Below are 16,858 nucleotides of genomic sequence, written 5' to 3' on the forward strand. Positions count from 1 at the left end.
TGCTGGACCGGGGACATCAGCGCTGTGTGTACTCGTGACATGTCCAACCTCAACGCCCTCAGCGCCGGCGAGGCGGAGGAGGAGCTGCTGACCTGCTGCGCCTCCCGCGCCTTCGCCCGCGAGGTGGCGGCCCGGCGTCCCTACGCGGACCTGGCCGAGCTGACCGCCGCCGCCGACGCCGCCGTCCGTGCCCTGGACTGGCCGGACGTCGAGGAGGCGCTCGCCGCCCACCCGAGGATCGGGGAGCGGGTCCAGGGCGCCGGCCGCGAGTCCGCCTGGAGCAGGCAGGAGCAGTCGGGAGTCGAGGACCACCTGCGCGAGGCGCTGGCCGAGGGCAACCGCGCCTACGAGGACAGGTTCGGCCACGTCTACCTGGTGTGCGCCACCGGCCTGTCCGGGCAGGAGATGCTCGCCCGGCTGAAGGCGCGCCTGGCGCACGACCCCGCCACCGAGCGCGAGGTCGTGCGGGACGAGCTGGCCAAGATCACCAAGCTGAGGGTGGCGCGGATATGAGCTTCTCGACGCACGTGCTCGACGCGGTCACGGGACGACCCGCCGCGGGCGTCCACGTACGGCTGGAGCACCAGGGCCAGGTGGTGGCGCAGGGCCGTACGGACGACGACGGCCGGATCAAGGGCTGGAACCCCGGAGCGGGCGTGCACCGCGTGGTCTTCGACACCGGCTCCTACCTCCAGGACACCTTCTACCCCGAGGTCGTCATCACCTTCACGATCGCCGACCCGGCCGAGCACTACCACGTCCCCCTCCTGCTCAGCCCGTTCGCCTACTCCACCTACAGAGGGAGCTAGATGTCAGTCATCCTCGGACCCAACCGGTACGGCAAGGCCGAGACCAGGCTCGTCCGCGTCGTCCGCGACGGCGAGGTCCACCATCTCAAGGACATCAACGTCAGCAGCTCCCTGTCGGGCGACATGGCGGCGGTCCACCTGACCGGCGACAACGCCGCCGTGCTGCCCACCGACACGCAGAAGAACACCGCCTACGCCTTCGCCAGGAAGTACGGCGTCGACCAGATCGAGGACTTCGCGCTGCTTCTGGCCAGGCACTTCGTCGACACCCAGCCGACCATCCACCACGCGAGGGTGGAGATCGAGGAGTACGCCTGGGAGCGCATCGGCGGCGGCCACTCCTTCGTGCGCGGCGGCAGGGAGGTGCGCACCTGCGTCGTCCACCACGACCGCGACGGCCGCACCAGCGTGGTCTCGGGCCTGCGCGACCTGGTCGTGCTGAACTCCACCGGCTCGGAGTTCCACGGCTACATCGTCGACGAGTACACCACCCTCCAGCCGACCACCGACAGGATCCTGGCCACCGCGGTGGCGGCCCGGTGGCGGCACGCCGCGCCCGGCGCCGACTTCGGCAAGTCCTACGCCGAGGTGCGCCAGTGCCTGCTGGACGCCTTCGCCGAGACCTACAGCCTGTCGCTGCAGCAGACGCTGTACGCGATGGGGCGGCGCGTGCTGGAGGCCAGGTCCGAGGTGTGCGAGGTGCGCTTCACCATGCCCAACAAGCACCACTTCCTGGTGGACCTGGCGCCGTTCGGGCTGGACAACGACAACGAGGTCTTCTATGCCGCCGACCGGCCCTACGGGCTGATCGAGGGCAGCGTGCTGCGAGACGACGCGCCGGACGCGGCGTTCGCCTGGGAGTGAGACATGGACTTTCTGCGGCCCACCACGTGGGCGGAGGCGCTGGCCGCCAAGGCCGACCAGCCGGAGGCGGTGCCCGTCCAGGGCGGCACCGACGTGATGGTGGAGATCAACTTCGACGTGCACCGGCCCGCCGCGCTGCTCGACCTCAACCAGGTCGGCGAGCTCCAGACGGTCGAGCTGGTCGACGGGATGTACCGGGTGGGCGCGGGCGTGCCGTACACGCGGATCATCGAGGAGCTGCCCGGCGCGCTGCCCGGGCTCGCCCAGGCGGCGCGGACGGTCGGCTCGCCGCAGATCCGCAACCGCGGGTCGGTCGGCGGCAACCTGGGCGCGGCCTCGCCCGCCGGTGACAGCCACCCTCCGCTGCTGGCGGGGGACGCCGTCATCGAGGTGGAGTCGCGCGACGGCGGGGTCAGGATGATCCCGGCGTCCGAGTTCTACCTGGGCGTCAAGCGCAGCGCGCTGCGGCCCGACGAGCTGATCAGGGCCTTCCACATGCGGCCCGCCGAAGGACCGCAGTACTTCTCCAAGGTCGGCACCCGCAACGCCATGGTGATCGCGGTGTGCTCGTTCGCGGTGGCACTGCACCCGTCGCGGCGCCGGGTCGGCACCGGGATCGGCTCGGCCGCCCCGACGCCGCGCCGCGCGCTGGAGGCCGAGGAGTTCATGGCCGCCGAGCTCGACTGGGACGCCCGCCTCGACCCGGCCGTGCTCAAGCGGTTCGGCGAGCTGTGCGCCGCGGCGGCGTCGCCGATCGACGACGTGCGCGGCACGGCCGACTACCGCAGGCACGCGATCGCGGTCATGGCCCGCAGGACCCTGACGTGGGCCTGGAACGACTATCGGAAAGCGAGGGCCGCGTGATGCGCGTGAACTTCACCGTCAACGGCCGCACCGAGGCCGTCGACGACGTGTGGGAGGGCGAGAGCCTGCTCTACGTGCTGCGCGAGCGGGTGGGCCTGCCGGGCTCCAAGAACGCCTGCGAGCAGGGCGAGTGCGGTTCGTGCACGGTCTACCTGGACGGCACGCCGGTCTGCTCGTGCCTGGTCGCTGCCGGCCAGGTCGAGGGCCGCGAGGTCCGCACCGTCGAGGGGCTGGCCGACGGCGACCGCCTCGACCCCGTCCAGGAGGCCTTCGTCGAGTGCGGCGCCGTCCAGTGCGGTTTCTGCACGCCCGGCCTGATCGTGCAGGCGCACGACCTCATCCAGCGCAACGACCGGCCGACCGACGCGGAGATCCGCGAGGCGCTGGCCGGCAACCTGTGCAGGTGCACGGGCTACGAGAAGATCCTCGACGCCGTACGGCTGGCCGCCGCCAGGAAGGCGGCGCAGCCGTGATCATCGAGAACGTCCGCATCGCGCCCGTCGTCGGCCCCGAGATCGAGTCCGGGTACATCAGGATCGAAGGGGACACGATCGCCGAGGTCGGCCGCGGAAGGCCGGCCGAGGACGGCGACGCCGAGCGGATCGACGGCACCGGCTGCCTGGCCACGCCCGGCCTGGTCAACACCCACCACCACCTCTACCAGTGGGCCTCGCAGGGGCTGGCCCAGGACGCGACGCTGTTCGAGTGGCTGGTGGCGCTCTACGAGGTGTGGGCCGCGATGGACGCCGAGGTGGTGCACGGCGCGGCCACGGCGGGGCTGGGCTGGCTGGCCCTGTCGGGCTGCACGACCTCCTCCGACCACCACTACGTCTTCCCCAAGGGGCGCGGCGACCTGTTCGGCGCCGAGATCGAGGCGGCCCGCGCGGTCGGCATCAGGTTCCACCCCGCGCGCGGGTCGATGGACCGGGGACAGTCGCAGGGCGGCCTGCCGCCGGACGTCGTGGTCGAGCGGCTCGACGACATCCTCACCGCCACGCAGGAGGCGATCGACACCTACCACGACCCCTCCTTCTCCTCCAGGCTGCGGATCGCGGTGGCCCCCTGCTCGCCGTTCTCCGTCAGCGCGGAGCTGATGACCGAGGCCGCCTCGCTGGCCCGGGCGGCGAACGTGCGCCTGCACACCCACCTGGCCGAGACCCTCGACGAGGACGAGCACTGCCTGGAGCAGTTCGGGATGCGGCCGGTCGACTACATGGAGAAGCTGGGCTGGCTCGGGCCGGACGTGTGGTTCGCGCACACCGTCCACCTCAGCGACGGCGACATCGACAAGTTCGCCAGGACCGGGACGGGCTCGGCGCACTGCCCCTCGTCCAACGGCCGGCTCGGCGCGGGGATCGCGCGGGTGTCGGAGATGCTGGCCCGCGGCGCCACCGTGGGCCTCGGCGTCGACGGCAACGCCTCCTCCGAGCTGACCACGATGGCCGGTGAGATGCGCCAGGCGCTGCTGTTCCAGCGCGCCCGCTACGGTCCCACCGCGCTGACCGCCAGGCAGGCGCTGGAGATGGCCACGCTCGGCGGCGCCCGCAACCTCGGCCGGCAGGACGAGCTGGGCTCGCTGGAGGCGGGCAAGCTCGCCGACATCGCGCTGTGGCGCGTGGACGGCGCGTTCGACTCGGCCGTCACCGACCCCGTGTGCAGGCTCGTCTTCGGCCCCAGGCAGCCGCCCCTGGCCAGGCTGCTGGTCGGCGGCCAGACGGTCGTCGAGGACGACGAGCTGCGCACGGTGCCGCAGGACGTGGCGGGCAGGGCCGGGGCCGACGCGCACCGCAGGCTGCTGCGCCTGGCGTCCGAGCAGGGATTCAGCGCCGCCAAGGAGGTTCACGCGTGACCGGCTCCCGACAGAGCACACCGCTGAGAGCGCCGCACGAGATCACCGCGCCGGGACAGGGCCGGGTGGGCGACAGCCCGCTGCGGCCCGACGGCACCCTCAAGGTCAAGGGCGAGTTCGCCTACTCCTCCGACCTGTGGATCGACGGGATGCTGTGGGGCGCGACGCTGCGCAGCCCGCACCCCCGCGCCCGCATCGTCTCCATCGACACGTCCGCGGCACTGGCCCACCCGGGCGTGCACGCCGTGCTCACGCACGAGGACGTGCCCGGACGCAAGCACTTCGGCCTCGACCACACCTGGGACCAGCCGGTCCTGGCCATCGGCGAGGTACGCCACCAGGGTGAGCCGATCGCGCTGGTGGCCGCCGACCATCCCGAGATCGCCCGCAGGGCGCTGGAGAAGATCGCCATCGAGTGGGAGGTCCTGGAGCCGCTCGTCGACGCGCGCAGGGCCGCCTTCGACCCGGCCTACCCGCGGGTTCAGGAGCGGCCCAACCCCGCCAGGCACCAGCCGGTGCGGATGGGCGACGTCGAGGCGGCGAAGGCCGCGGCCGAGGTCGTGGTCACCGGCACGTTCGAGGTCGGCATCCAGGACCAGGCCTTCCTCGGGCCCGAGTCGGGGCTGGCCGTACCGGCCGAGGACGGCGGGGTCGACCTGTACGTGGCCACCCAGTGGATGCACAACGACCTCAAGCAGATCGGACCGTGTCTCGGGCTGCCCGAGTCCAGGATCAGGATGACGCTGTCGGGCGTGGGCGGGGCCTTCGGCGGGCGCGAGGACCTGTCGATGCAGATCCACGCCGCGATGCTGGCCCTGCGCACCGGACGGCCGGTCAAGATGGTCTACAACCGGCACGAGTCGTTCTTCGGCCACGTGCACCGGCACCCGGCCGAGATGCGCTACGAGTACGGGGCCACCAAGGACGGCCGGATCCTCTACGCCGACGTGGAGATCCTGCTCGACGGCGGCGCCTACACCTCGGCCACGCTCAACGTGGTCGGCAACGCCGCCTCCCTCGGCGTCGGGCCCTACGACATCCCCAACATCAGGATCGACGCGTACGGCGTCTACACCAACAACCCGCCGTGCGGCGCGATGCGCGGCTTCGGCGCGGTGCAGGCGTGCTTCGCCTACGAGTCGATGATGGACCGGCTGGCCGCCGCCTGCGGGCTCGACCCGGTCACCGTCCGGCAGCGCAACGCCGCCTCCCAGGGCACCAGGCTGGCCACCGGACAGGTGCTGTGGGCGCCGCTGCCGATGGCCGAGATGCTGGAGCAGGCCCGCACCCTGCCGATGCCCGCCGCGCTCGACGCCGCCGACATCAGGAACCTGCCGGGCGGCGCGTCGCAGACCACCCACGGGGAGGGCGTCGTCCGCGGCGTCGGCTACGGCGTCGGCCTGAAGAACATCTGCTTCTCCGAGGGATACGACGACTACTCCACCGCCAGGGTCCGCCTGGAGGTCGTCGGGGGAGTGGCCACCGCGCTGGTGCACACCGCGGCCGCCGAGGTCGGACAGGGACTGGTCACCGTCGAGGCCCAGATCGCTCGCACCGAGCTGGGCATCGAGCGGGTCGTCATCCACCCCGCCGACAACCAGGTGGGCGACGCGGGGTCGAGTTCGGCCTCCCGCCAGACGTACATGACGGGCGGCGCGGTCAAGGCGGCCTGCGAGGCCGTCCGCGAGCGGCTGTTCGAGCGGCTGGACCACGACGACCTGTCGCTGTCCGGCGGCAAGGTCGTCTCCGCGAGCGCCGGAGTGATCGCCACCGTCGAGGAGGTCCTGGGCGACGAGCCCATCGAGGAGATCCGCGAGTACCACCACGAGCCGACCACCGGCATGGACGAGGTGACCGGGCAGGGCGACTCGCACACCCAGCTCGCGCTGTGCGTCCACCGCGCGGTCGTGGACGTCGACGTCGAGCTCGGCCTGGTCAAGGTCGTCGAGCTGGCGGCCGTCCAGGACGTCGGGCGCGTCATCAACAGGCTCTCGCTGGAAGGCCAGATCCACGGCGGCAGCGCCCAGGGCCTCGGTCTGGCGGTGATGGAGGAGATCGTGGTGCGCGACGGCAAGGTGCGCAACCCCTCCTTCACCGACTACCTCATCCCGACCATCCAGGACATGCCGCCGATGCGGCTGGAGATCCTCGAGAACGCCGACCCGCGCGCGCCGTACGGGCTGCGCGGAGCCGGAGAGCCACCCACGCTCTCCTCCACGCCCGCGATCGTCGCGGCCATCCGCGACGCCACGGGTCTCGCACTCAACCGGGTGCCGGTCCGCCCCGAGCACATCACGCTCGGAGCAGCAGTGAGTTGATCAACGGGGGCCGCCCGCGGGGCGGTCCCACAACCACACCCCCAGCGGCGGACCCGTCATGTCCCGCCGCAGGTCGACCATGCCCCGAGGAGGGCCCGACCATGACCCAGCTGAAGCCGAAGCCTGTCGCAGGAGACTTCTTCGACCTGGCGAACAGGGGCACCACGGTGGGCAGGGAGGTGCGCGGCGGCATCACGACGTTCGTGGCCGTCGCCTACATCATCCTGCTCATCCCGATCATCCTGAGCGGCGCCAAGGACGTCACCGGCGCCCAGATGACCATTCCGCAGCTCACCACCGCCGTCACGCTGTCGGCGGCACTCACCACGATCCTCATGGGCCTGGTGGGCAACGCTCCCTTCGCCCTCGCCTCGGGCCTCGGAGTGGCACCGGTCGTGGCCTTCCAGGCGGCACCGCACATGACCTGGGCCCAGGCGATGGGCCTGGTGGTCCTGGAGGGCGTGGTCATCGTGATCCTGGCCCTCACCGGGGTCAGGCAGCTCATCATGGACGCCATCCCCACACCCATCAAGCACGCCATCGGCGTCGGCATCGGCATGCTCATCGCGCTGATCGGGCTGGTGGACGCGGGATTCGTCGGCAGGGGAGAGGGCACGCCGGTGACCCTCGGCGTCGGCGGCCACCTGGCCGGCTGGCCGATCGTGGTCTTCTGCGCCGGCCTGCTGCTGACCATCGCCCTGTTCGTCAGGAGGGTGCCGGGCGCGCTGCTCATCGGCATCATCGCGGCGACGGTCCTCGCCGTCGTGGTCAACGCGGTGGTACCCGGCCTGAAGTGGGGCGTCGTGACGCCCGAGATGCCGTCGCAGATCATCGCCACCCCCGACTTCGGGCTGCTGTTCGGCGTCGACCTGTTCGGCGGCTTCGGCTCGGCGGGCGTCCTGACCGCGACCGTCGTGCTGTTCACGCTGGTCCTGTCCGGCTTCTTCGACGCGATGGGCACGATCCTCGGTGTCGGCGAGGAGGCCGGCATGGCCGACTCGCAGGGCCGCATCCAGGGCATCGGCCGGATCCTCACCGTCGACGGCCTCGGCGCGGTCATCGGCGGCGGCACAGGGGCCTCGGCGAACACCGTCGTCGTCGAGTCGGCCGCCGGGGTGGGGGAGGGCGCTCGCACCGGCCTCGCCAGCCTCGTCACCGGAGCCCTGTTCGGCGCGGCGATGTTCCTCACCCCGCTGGCCGCCGTGGTGCCCGCGCAGGCGGCCGCGCCCGCGCTGGTGCTGGTCGGCGCGCTCATGATGACCGCGGCCCGCAAGATCGAGTGGGACTCCCTCGACCTGGCGATCCCCGCGTTCCTGACGATCGCGCTGATGCCGTTCACCTACTCCATCACCAACGGCGTGGGAGCGGGCGTCATCGCCTACACCGTGATCAAGGCCGCGCGCGGCCGCTTCGACGAGATCCACTGGCTGCTCTGGGTGATCAGCGCGATCTTCGTCGGGTACTTCGGCATCGGCTTCATCGAGGGCCTGATCGGCTGATGTTCGAACTCCTGGAGCAGGTGCGGGCCTGGGCCGCCACCGGCACCCCGTTCGCCGTCGCCTCCGTCGTCTCGACCACCGGCAGCGCCCCCCGCCCCGCGGGCGCGGCGCTGGCGGTGTCGGCCGACGGCGAGGCCGTCGGGAGCGTCTCCGGCGGCTGCGTGGAAGGCGCCGTCTACGAGCTGTGCCTGCGGGTCGCCGCCGACGGCGTCCCCGTCCGCCAGACCTTCGGCTACAGCGACGACGACGCCTTCGCCGTGGGCCTGACCTGCGGCGGCATCATTGAGGTGCTCGTCTGGCCCAGCCCCCGCCTCCTCGAGCGGGTACGGCAGGGCGAGCGGGTCGCGCTGGCCAGGACCCTCGACGGGACGGCCGGCGCCCTCGTCGTGTGGCCCGACCGGCACGAGGGCGGCACGGGCGACGACGAACTCGACGCGGTCGTCGTGGCCGAGACCAGGGCGATGCTCGACGCGGGCCTGACCGGCGTGCGCGAGGTGGGCTGCGGCGAGCGGCGGGTGGAGGTGTTCGTCGAGTCGCACACGCCGCCGCCGCGGATGCTGATCTTCGGCGCGATCGACTTCGCCGCCGCGCTCACCAGGGCGGGCCGCCTGCTCGGCTACCACGTCACCGTCTGCGACGCCCGCCCGGTCTTCGCCACCAGGCGGCGCTTCCCCGACGCCCACGAGGTGGTCGTGGACTGGCCGCACCGCTACCTGGCCGGCACCGAGGTGGACTCCCGCACGGTCGTCGCCGTCCTCACCCACGACGCCAAGTTCGACGTGCCGCTGCTGGAGGTGGCGCTGCGGACGAACGCGGCCTACGTGGGGGCGATGGGCTCCCGCCGTACGCACGCCGACCGGCTGCGGCGGCTGCGCGAGCAGGGGCTGACCGAGCAGGAGCTCGGCAGGCTGCGCTCGCCCATCGGCCTCGACCTGGGCGCGCGCACGCCGGAGGAGACCGCGGTGTCGATCGTGGCGGAGATCGTCGCCGCCCGCCGCGGCGGCAGCGGCCTGCCGCTGTCGCGGACCGGCGGGCCGATCCACCGGTTCAGCGACGACCGGAGGGGTCTTCGCGCAGCGCGCGTTCCAGCGGAGTCCTGAAGCGCGGCGTCACCGTCGCCCCGTCCAGCCACGTCGTGACAGCGGCGGCGGCCCGCTCGACGGCGGCCCGCGCGTCGGAGCCGGCGTCCTCCAGCAGCCGCCACATCACCTCGCCGTCGCCGCGCTGTCCCCAGCCGCCGACGACCGCGCCGTTCCACCACACGGTCGGGCCGACGTTGCCCGACCGGTCGAACAGCTCGGCCCTGTGCTCCCGCGGGAGGTACCAGTCGCGGTGCTGCCAGCCCATCGGCGTCGGGTCGAGGGCCGGCAGCAACGCCGCCCACGGCTCCGGATCGCCCGCCTCCAGGTCGTCCGGCAGCAGGTGGCCCGTCGCACCGTCGTCGAGCTCGACCGGGACCGCGCCGACCGCGTGCAGAGCCTTGCGCACGTCGCCGAGCGACCAGCCGGTCCACCACTTCAGATCCGCCTCGGTGCCGGGGCCGTAGGACCACAGCCACCGGCGCACCAGCTCGGCCTGCGCCTCCCGCACGGTCAGGACCGGCATCTCGGGCGCCAGGGCCCACCGGTGCTGCCCGCTGACCCAGGAGCCGGCGGGCCGCCCCTGCCTGACGATCAGGCCCTCGGCCGCCATCAGGAACAGCAGCCTGGTGCCCACACCCTGCCTGGCCTCGTACGGCTTGCCCGGCGCGTAGACGATCTGCTCGCGCAGCTCCGGCACCAGCTCGCCCAGCCGGGCCGCGGTCGCCTCGCCGTGCTCGCGCAGCGCCGCCAGCACCTGGCCCTCGACCCGTGCGATCCACGCGCCGTCGAAGCCGCCGCCCCGCTCGACATGCTGGAGGAGTTGCCTGCGCTCCTTCACGGCGACCGCCAGCGCGCTGGAGTGGTGGATGACAGGAGCCAGCTCGCGCCGCACCACGAAGATCGTGCGCCGCATGCCCGTCATCCTGACCAGCGTCCTGTCCTCGTACAGGGCCCGCTCCATCGGCCCAGGTCCCGGCGTGCCGGTGCGCGCCGCCGCCGACAGGAACACCGTCGCGGGGTCGGTGCCGTGCAGCGCCACCACCGCCCCGGCCGCCTCCTCGACGCTGCGGCCCCGCTCGGCGAGCAGGTGCCTGACGCCCAGCCGGGCACGGCGCTGTGCCGTCGTCATGCGCATGATCGGAGCATATGGGGTTGGACCAACGCACAATCCCACCCCGCTCCCGGCCCCGCAGCTTCGGACGTCCTGCCGGTAGACCCGGTGGAGGGCGGGTGTGTCTACTGGTTGGCACACCAGGTACCGCGCTGCCGTACGGCAGAACTACGGGCCTCTCCCCACGAGAGGAGCCTGCGATGGCCCTGATGTTCCTCAACGGCGGCGCGATGCGAGGCGGACCGCTGCACCACCTCCTCGACGGCGCGCCGCTCGTCGCCCAGATCGACACGGCGCCCAAGTACCGGTTCTACTCGGTCGGCGGGCGCTGCCCCGCGCTGGTGCCCGTCGCGCACGGCGGCGCCGCCATCGCGGGCGAGCTGTACGACGTGGACATGGACGTCCTGCGCGACCGCCTGCTGCCGGCCGAGCCGCCCGAGCTGGAGCTCGGGGTGATCGAGCTGGCCGACGGCCGCTCGTCCCTGGCGATGGTGCTGCGCAAGCCGATCACCTCGCACGTTCCGCTCATCGACATCACCTCGCAAGGAAGGTGGGTTTCGTGAGGTTCGACGTCAACTGCTCGATCCTGTTCACCCAGCTCCCGCTGCTCGAACGCCCGGCCGCCGCCAAGGCCGCCGGCTTCGACGCGGTCGAGTTCTGGTGGCCCTTCGACACGGCCGTCCCCGACGACAGGCAGGTGGACGCCTTCATCGACGCGATCAGGAACGCGGGCGTGCGGCTCGTCGGCCTGAACTTCGCCGACGACATCCCCGAGGGCGGGCGCGGGCTCGCCGGTCGCCCCGGCGACGTGAAGAGGTTCAGGGACAACCTCGACGTGGCCGTCGGCATCGCCGGACGGCTCGGCTGCCAGGCGCTCAACGCCCTGTACGGCAACAACGCCGACCCCGACCTGGCGCTGGAGAATCTGGCCCTGGCCGCCCGCAAGGCCACGGCGATCGACGCGGTCGTGCTGGTCGAGGCGCTCAACGCCTACGAGTCGCCGACCTACCCGCTCGTCTCCGTCAAGGCCGCGACCGACGTGATCGAGGCGGTGGGGCAGCCGAACGTGCGCTTCCTCTGCGACCTCTATCACCTGGCCCGGATGGGGGAGGACCTGCGGGCCGCGCTCGCGCACCCGCTGACCGGGCACGTCCAGATCGCCGACGCCCCCGGCCGCGGCCGTCCCGGCACCGGCACCCTGCCGCTGGCCGAGCTGCTCGACGGCTACGACGGCTGGGTCGGCCTGGAGTACAAGGACCCCGACCTCGACTTCGGGTGGATCTCGACCTGGTCGGCACCGACACACGAACAGGAGCTCGTCACGTGAGGATCGCTTTCATCGGGCTCGGCATCATGGGCCTGCCCATGGCCGGGCACCTGGTCAAGGCGGGGCACGACGTCATCGGCTACGACGTGGTCGCACGGCCGTTCCCGACCGCGGCCGGCGTCGGCGAGGCCGTGCGCGACGCGGAGGTCGTCATCACGATGCTCCCCGCCGACCCGCAGGTCGAGGCGGTCTTCCCGGAGATCGCCGCGCACGCCCCGCAGGACGCGCTCTACATCGACTTCTCCACCATCACGCCGCAGACCTCCCGCTCGCTGGCCGCCCGGTGGAAGCGCACGCTCGACGCCCCGGTCTCCGGCGGTGAGAAGGGCGCCGTCGACGGCGTCCTGTCCATCATGGTCGGCGGCGCCGAGAGCGACTTCGAGGCCGCCAAGCCGATCTTCGAGGCCGTGGGCAGGACCTACCGGCTCGTCGGCGGGCCCGGCGCGGGCCAGTTCGTCAAGGCCGCCAACCAGCTCGTCGTCGGCGGAACCTACGCGCTGGTCGCCGAGGCCATCGTGCTGATGGAGGCCGCGGGCGTGGACGCCGCCGCGGGTCTCGACGTGCTCGCGGGCGGGCTGGCCGCCAGCCGCATCCTCGACCTCAAGCGCGAGTCGATGCTGGCCCGCAGCTTCCAGCCGGGCTTCCGCATCGACCTGCACCACAAGGACATGGGCATCATCCTCGACGCCGCTCGCACCGCCGAGGTCGCCCTGCCCATGTCCGCGCTCACCGCGCAGCTCGTCGCGGCCGCCCGCGCGCAGGGCCACGGCTCGCTCGACCATTCCGCCCTGCTCCTGGTGATCGAAAGGCTCAGCAGATGAAGATGCCCGCGATGAACGCGGTCGTGGAGGTCCTCAAGTCCGAGGGCGTCGACGTCGCCTTCGGCTGCCCGGGCGCGGCGATCCTGCCGCTGTACAAGGCGATGGAGGAGGTCGGCGGCATCGAACACCTCGTCGTCCGGCACGAGGAGGGCGCCACCCACATGGCCGACGGCTGGGCCCGCACCAACGGCCGCGTCGGCGTGGCCATCGGCACCTCGGGCCCGGCCGGCACCAACATGATCACCGGCCTCTACACCGCGCTGGCCGACTCCATCCCGATCGTCTGCGTCACCGGGCAGGCCGTCTCCACCAAGCTGCACCAGGAGGCCTTCCAGGCGGTGGACATCGTCGCGGTCGCCACGCCCGTCACCAAGTGGGCGGTGCAGATCAAGGAGGCCGGGCAGGCCCCGTGGATCTTCCGCGAGGCCTTCCGCGTCGCCCGCTCGGGCCGGCCGGGCCCGGTGCTGATCGACATCCCCGTCGACGTGGCCCGCCAGGTCATCGAGTACGACCCCGCCATCGACGCCCCCCTTCCCGTCGCCGCCGTCGAGCCCCACCTGCCGCGCGTGGAACGGGCGCTGGACCTGCTGCTGGCCGCCGAGCGCCCGCTGCTGCTGTCCGGCGGCGGCGTCATCGGCGCCGGCGCCTCGGCCGAGCTGGTGGAGCTGGCCGAACTGCTGCAGGTCCCCGTGCAGGTCACCCTCATGGGCAAGGGCTCCATCCCCGACGACCACCCGCTCCACAGCGGGATGACCGGCATCCAGACCTCCCAGCGGTACGGCAACGCCTCCTTCCTGGAGTCCGACCTCGTGCTCGCCCTCGGCGCCCGCTTCGGCGACCGCCACACCGGCGCGCTCGACGTCTACCGCGGCGAGCGCACGTTCATCCACGTCGACATCGAGCCCACCCAGCTCGGCAAGGTCTTCGAGCCCGACCTCGGCATCGTCTCCGACACCGGGCTGTTCCTGCGGGCGATGATCGACCTGGTGAAGGCGCGCGGCATCACCCGCGCCCCCGGCGCGTGGGTCGAGCGCGTGCGCGACCTGCGCAGGACGCTCACCCGGCGCGAGGACTTCGACGACATCCCCGTCAAGGCGCCCCGCGTCTACAAGGAGATCAACGACTTCTTCGACGAGGACACCTACTTCGTCACCGCCATCGGGCTCTACCAGATCTGGGGCGGCCAGCACCAGAAGGCCTTCAAGCCGCGCCGCTACCAGGTGTGCGGACAGGCGGGCCCGCTCGGGTGGGAGATCCCCGCGGCGATCGGCGTCAAGAAGGCCGCGCCCGACGCGCAGGTGGTCGGCGTGGTCGGCGACTACGGCTTCCAGTACCTGGTCGAGGAACTGGCCGTCGCGGCGCAGTACGACGTGCCGTTCGTGCTCGTCATGCTCAACAACGAGTACCTCGGCCTGATCAGGCAGGCGTCGCTCCCGTACGAGATGAACTACCAGGTGGACATCCACTACGACGAGTACGGCACCGACAACGTCAAGATCATGGAGGCGTACGGCTGCGCGGGCGTCCGCGTCTTCGACCCGGCCGAGATCAGGTCCTCGCTGGAGTGGGCGACCAAGGAGGCCGCACGCACGTCCCGGCCGGTGCTCGTGGAGATCATGATCGAGCGGGAGGCGAACACCCCGCACGGCCTGTCCATCGACGCCGTCCGCGAGTTCGAACCGCTTCCCGCCGAGGTGTGATGATGGGTCATCGCAGGCACGCCCTCCTGCCCGCTCGCACCGGGCAGGAAGGCGTGCCAGCCCATTCTTCATCATCAGGCTGGGAGTGTCGCAGTGGTTGAGCATGTTCTTGTCGCCCCTGACAAGTTCAAGGGGTCGCTGACGGCGGCCGAGGTGGCCGCGCGGGTGTCGGCGGGCCTGGGCGTCCCCACCGTCGAGCTGCCCGTCGCCGACGGCGGTGACGGCACCGTCGACGCCGCTGTGGCCTGCGGTTTCACCCGTGTCACCCAGGAGGTGACCGGGCCCACGGGCGCGCCCGTGACGGCCTCCTACGCCTTCCTGCCTCCCGCCCATGGCGATGCGGGCCCGCCTGCCGTCGCGGTCGTCGAGCTGGCCGAGGCGTCGGGGCTGCGCCGGCTGCCCGGCGGGCCCGAGCCGCTGACGGCCACCAGCCGCGGCACCGGCGAGCTCGTCGCCGACGCCGTACGGCGCGGCGCCCGCCGGATCGTGCTCGGCCTGGGCGGCAGCGCCTCGACCGACGGAGGCGCGGGCATGGTCCAGGCGCTGGGCGCCCGCCTGCTCGACGCCGGCGGACAGGAGCTGGGCGCCGGCGGGGCGGCGCTGCGCGAGCTGGCCAGGATCGACCTGTCCGGGTTCGCCGACCTGTCCGGCGTGGAGTTCGTCGTCGCGAGCGACGTCGACAACCCGCTGCTCGGCCCGCACGGCGCCGCCGCCGTCTACGGACCGCAGAAGGGCGCGACACCCGGTGACGTCGCCGTCCTGGAGGCCGCGCTCGGCCGGCTGGCCGCCGTCGCCACCCAGACCCACGGACTGGTCGGCGCGGTCGAGCACGACGGCGTCCCGCGCCCCATGGGCGTCGCGGGCGCGCCCGGCGCCGGCGCGGCGGGCGGGGTGGGCTTCGCCGCCCTCGCCTTCCTGCGCGCCGAGATCCGCCCCGGCATCGAGTACCTTCTCGAGCTGCTCGGCTTCGACGAGCAGGTCAAGGGCGCGCGGCTGGTCGTCACCGGCGAGGGCTCGCTCGACGGGCAGTCGCTGCGCGGCAAGGCGCCCGTCGGCGTCGCCCAGGCCGCGGCGAAGGCCGGCGTGCCCGTGGTCGCCGTCTGCGGTCGCCGCACGCTCACCGACGAGGAGCTCCGGGCGGCCGGCATCGAGGCGGCCTACGCGCTCACCGACATCGAGCCCGACCCCGCCCGCTGCATGGCCGAGGCGGGTCCCCTTCTGGAGCGGCTGGCCGCCCGGGTCGCCGCCGACCGGCTGAGCTGATGCGCACCACCTCGCGGAAAGGCAGCAGATGACCGGTTACGAGCTCGTCATCCGATCCCGCAGGGCCGTCACGCCCGACGGCGAGCGGCCCGCTGCCGTGGCCGTACGGGACGGGAAGATCGTGTCCCTGCACGCCCACGACGCCGCCCTCGACACGGCCGAGGACCTCGACCTCGGCGACCTGGCCCTGCTGCCCGGCCTGGTCGACACCCACGTGCACGTCAACGAGCCCGGCCGTACCCACTGGGAGGGCTTCGCCTCCGCCACCAGGGCGGCCGCGGCGGGCGGGGTGACGACGATCGTCGACATGCCGCTCAACTCGTTGCCGCCCACCGTCAGCGCCGACGCGCTGACCGTCAAGCAGGAGGCGGCGCGCGGCCAGTGCTACGTGGACGTGGGCTTCTGGGGCGGGGCGGTCCCCGGCAACCTCGACGACCTGTACCCCCTGCACGAGCGCGGCGTCCACGGCTTCAAGTGCTTCCTGTCGCCCTCCGGTGTGGAGGAGTTCCCCCCGCTGACCCCCGACCTGCTACGGCAGGCGCTCAGGGTCGTCGCCGGGTTCGACGGGCTCATGGTCGTCCACGCCGAGGACCCGTCGCTGCTGCGGGAGCCGGCCGGGCCGAGCTACCCGGAGTTCCTGCTGTCGCGGCCGGGCGCCGCCGAGCGGCGCGCCGTCGAGCAGGTCATCGAGCTGGCCAGGCAGACCGGCGCCCGCGTCCACATCCTGCACGTCTCCAGCGCCGACTGTCTGGAGCCGCTGGCGGCCGCCCAGCGGGACGGCGTGCGCGTCTCGGCGGAGACGTGCCCGCACTACCTCACGCTCACCGCCGAGCAGGTCCCCGAAGGCGACACCGCCTTCAAGTGCTGCCCGCCCATCCGCTCGGCCGGCAACCGCGACCGCCTGTGGGCCGGGCTCGCCGACGGCGTGCTGAGCTGCGTCGTGTCCGACCACTCGCCGTCGACGGCCGACCTCAAGCTGCCCGACTTCGCCGCCGCCTGGGGCGGCATCGCCTCCCTCCAGCTCGGGCTGGCGGCGGTCTGGACCGAGGCCGCGGCCCGCGGGCACGGCCTGGCCGACGTGGTGCGCTGGATGTCGGCCAACCCGGCCGTGCTGGCCGGCCTCCACGGCAAGGGCGGCCTGGTTCCCGGCGGCGACGCCGACCTGGTCGCCTTCGACCCGGCCGCCGACCTCACCGTCGACGCCGCCGCCCTCCACCACAAGAACCCCGTCACCCCCTACCACGGGCGCACCCTCAAGGGCGCCGTCCGCACCACGTGGCTGCGCGGCGTCCCCGTCGACGTCACCGCGCCGCCGCGAGGCGTCTTCCGCTGACCTACCATCGAGACCGAG

At 72.7% G+C, this 16,858-nt stretch carries 16 protein-coding genes; 15 read left to right on the forward strand and 1 reads right to left on the reverse strand.

Features of this window, described 5'->3' with window-relative positions; all coding sequences use genetic code 11:
* Positions 1-39 precede the first annotated feature (39 nt).
* From uraD to ACWENQ_RS05350, 9 genes are all read left to right on the forward strand, one after another.
* Positions 40-513: a 2-oxo-4-hydroxy-4-carboxy-5-ureidoimidazoline decarboxylase gene (gene uraD / locus ACWENQ_RS05310; protein ID WP_452412938.1), complete on the forward strand. Its 474-nt coding sequence runs from the start codon at positions 40-42 to the stop codon at positions 511-513.
* Positions 510-809 carry a hydroxyisourate hydrolase gene (gene uraH, locus ACWENQ_RS05315; RefSeq protein WP_354910116.1) on the forward strand — a complete coding sequence of 100 codons (300 nt, stop codon included), beginning with the start codon at positions 510-512 and terminating at the stop codon, positions 807-809. The genes uraD and uraH overlap by 4 nt, the downstream gene beginning before the upstream one ends.
* Positions 810-1,673, forward strand: a complete 864-nt coding sequence (gene pucL, locus ACWENQ_RS05320) for a factor-independent urate hydroxylase (protein ID WP_449921199.1) — start codon at positions 810-812, stop codon at positions 1,671-1,673.
* 3 nt (positions 1,674-1,676) lie between these two features.
* Positions 1,677-2,537 (forward strand): FAD binding domain-containing protein, encoded by an 861-nt coding sequence (locus ACWENQ_RS05325; RefSeq protein WP_452412939.1) that lies wholly within the window; start codon positions 1,677-1,679, stop codon positions 2,535-2,537.
* Positions 2,537-3,010, forward strand: a complete 474-nt coding sequence (locus ACWENQ_RS05330) for a (2Fe-2S)-binding protein (RefSeq protein ID WP_354910514.1) — start codon at positions 2,537-2,539, stop codon at positions 3,008-3,010. The genes ACWENQ_RS05325 and ACWENQ_RS05330 overlap by 1 nt, the downstream gene beginning before the upstream one ends.
* Before the next feature lie 2 nt (positions 3,011-3,012).
* Positions 3,013-4,386 (forward strand): 8-oxoguanine deaminase, encoded by a 1,374-nt coding sequence (locus tag ACWENQ_RS05335; protein WP_449921449.1) that lies wholly within the window; start codon positions 3,013-3,015, stop codon positions 4,384-4,386.
* Entirely contained in the window at positions 4,383-6,704 is a 2,322-nt protein-coding gene (gene pucD, locus ACWENQ_RS05340; protein WP_452412940.1) for a xanthine dehydrogenase subunit D, read from the forward strand. The genes ACWENQ_RS05335 and pucD overlap by 4 nt, the downstream gene beginning before the upstream one ends.
* Before the next feature lie 101 nt (positions 6,705-6,805).
* Entirely contained in the window at positions 6,806-8,203 is a 1,398-nt protein-coding gene (locus ACWENQ_RS05345) for an NCS2 family permease (protein ID WP_449921194.1), read from the forward strand.
* Positions 8,203-9,303, forward strand: a complete 1,101-nt coding sequence (locus ACWENQ_RS05350) for an XdhC family protein (RefSeq protein WP_452412941.1) — start codon at positions 8,203-8,205, stop codon at positions 9,301-9,303. The genes ACWENQ_RS05345 and ACWENQ_RS05350 overlap by 1 nt, the downstream gene beginning before the upstream one ends.
* On the opposite strand, the gene ACWENQ_RS05355 is transcribed toward ACWENQ_RS05350, so the two are convergent.
* Positions 9,251-10,420 carry a winged helix DNA-binding domain-containing protein gene (locus ACWENQ_RS05355; protein WP_452412942.1) on the reverse strand — a complete coding sequence of 390 codons (1,170 nt, stop codon included), beginning with the start codon at positions 10,418-10,420 and terminating at the stop codon, positions 9,251-9,253. The two genes, ACWENQ_RS05350 and ACWENQ_RS05355, sit on opposite strands and share 53 nt — an antisense overlap.
* 176 nt (positions 10,421-10,596) lie before the next feature.
* Here ACWENQ_RS05355 and ACWENQ_RS05360 point away from each other — a divergent pair, with 176 nt between their 5' ends.
* The 6 genes from ACWENQ_RS05360 to allB all read left to right on the forward strand — a co-directional run bounded on the left by ACWENQ_RS05360 (position 10,597) and on the right by allB (position 16,840).
* Positions 10,597-10,959: an allophanate hydrolase-related protein gene (locus ACWENQ_RS05360; protein WP_449921185.1), complete on the forward strand. Its 363-nt coding sequence runs from the start codon at positions 10,597-10,599 to the stop codon at positions 10,957-10,959.
* Positions 10,956-11,723 (forward strand): hydroxypyruvate isomerase family protein, encoded by a 768-nt coding sequence (locus ACWENQ_RS05365; protein WP_452412943.1) that lies wholly within the window; start codon positions 10,956-10,958, stop codon positions 11,721-11,723. Before ACWENQ_RS05360 ends, ACWENQ_RS05365 begins: the two co-directional genes overlap by 4 nt.
* The gene (locus tag ACWENQ_RS05370) at positions 11,720-12,544 is read left to right on the forward strand and encodes an NAD(P)-dependent oxidoreductase (RefSeq protein WP_452412944.1); all 825 of its coding nucleotides are present in this window, start codon (positions 11,720-11,722) and stop codon (positions 12,542-12,544) included. The genes ACWENQ_RS05365 and ACWENQ_RS05370 overlap by 4 nt, the downstream gene beginning before the upstream one ends.
* A 2-nt stretch (positions 12,545-12,546) precedes the next feature.
* Positions 12,547-14,244, forward strand: coding sequence for a glyoxylate carboligase (gene gcl / locus ACWENQ_RS05375; protein WP_452412988.1), 1,698 nt, complete (start codon positions 12,547-12,549; stop codon positions 14,242-14,244).
* 93 nt (positions 14,245-14,337) lie between these two features.
* Positions 14,338-15,507 carry a glycerate kinase gene (locus ACWENQ_RS05380; protein ID WP_452412945.1) on the forward strand — a complete coding sequence of 390 codons (1,170 nt, stop codon included), beginning with the start codon at positions 14,338-14,340 and terminating at the stop codon, positions 15,505-15,507.
* 28 nt (positions 15,508-15,535) lie between these two features.
* Positions 15,536-16,840 (forward strand): allantoinase AllB, encoded by a 1,305-nt coding sequence (gene allB, locus ACWENQ_RS05385; RefSeq protein WP_452412946.1) that lies wholly within the window; start codon positions 15,536-15,538, stop codon positions 16,838-16,840.
* Positions 16,841-16,858: the final 18 nt, after the last annotated feature.

It is taken from the genome of Nonomuraea sp. NPDC004354 (assembly GCF_053602555.1).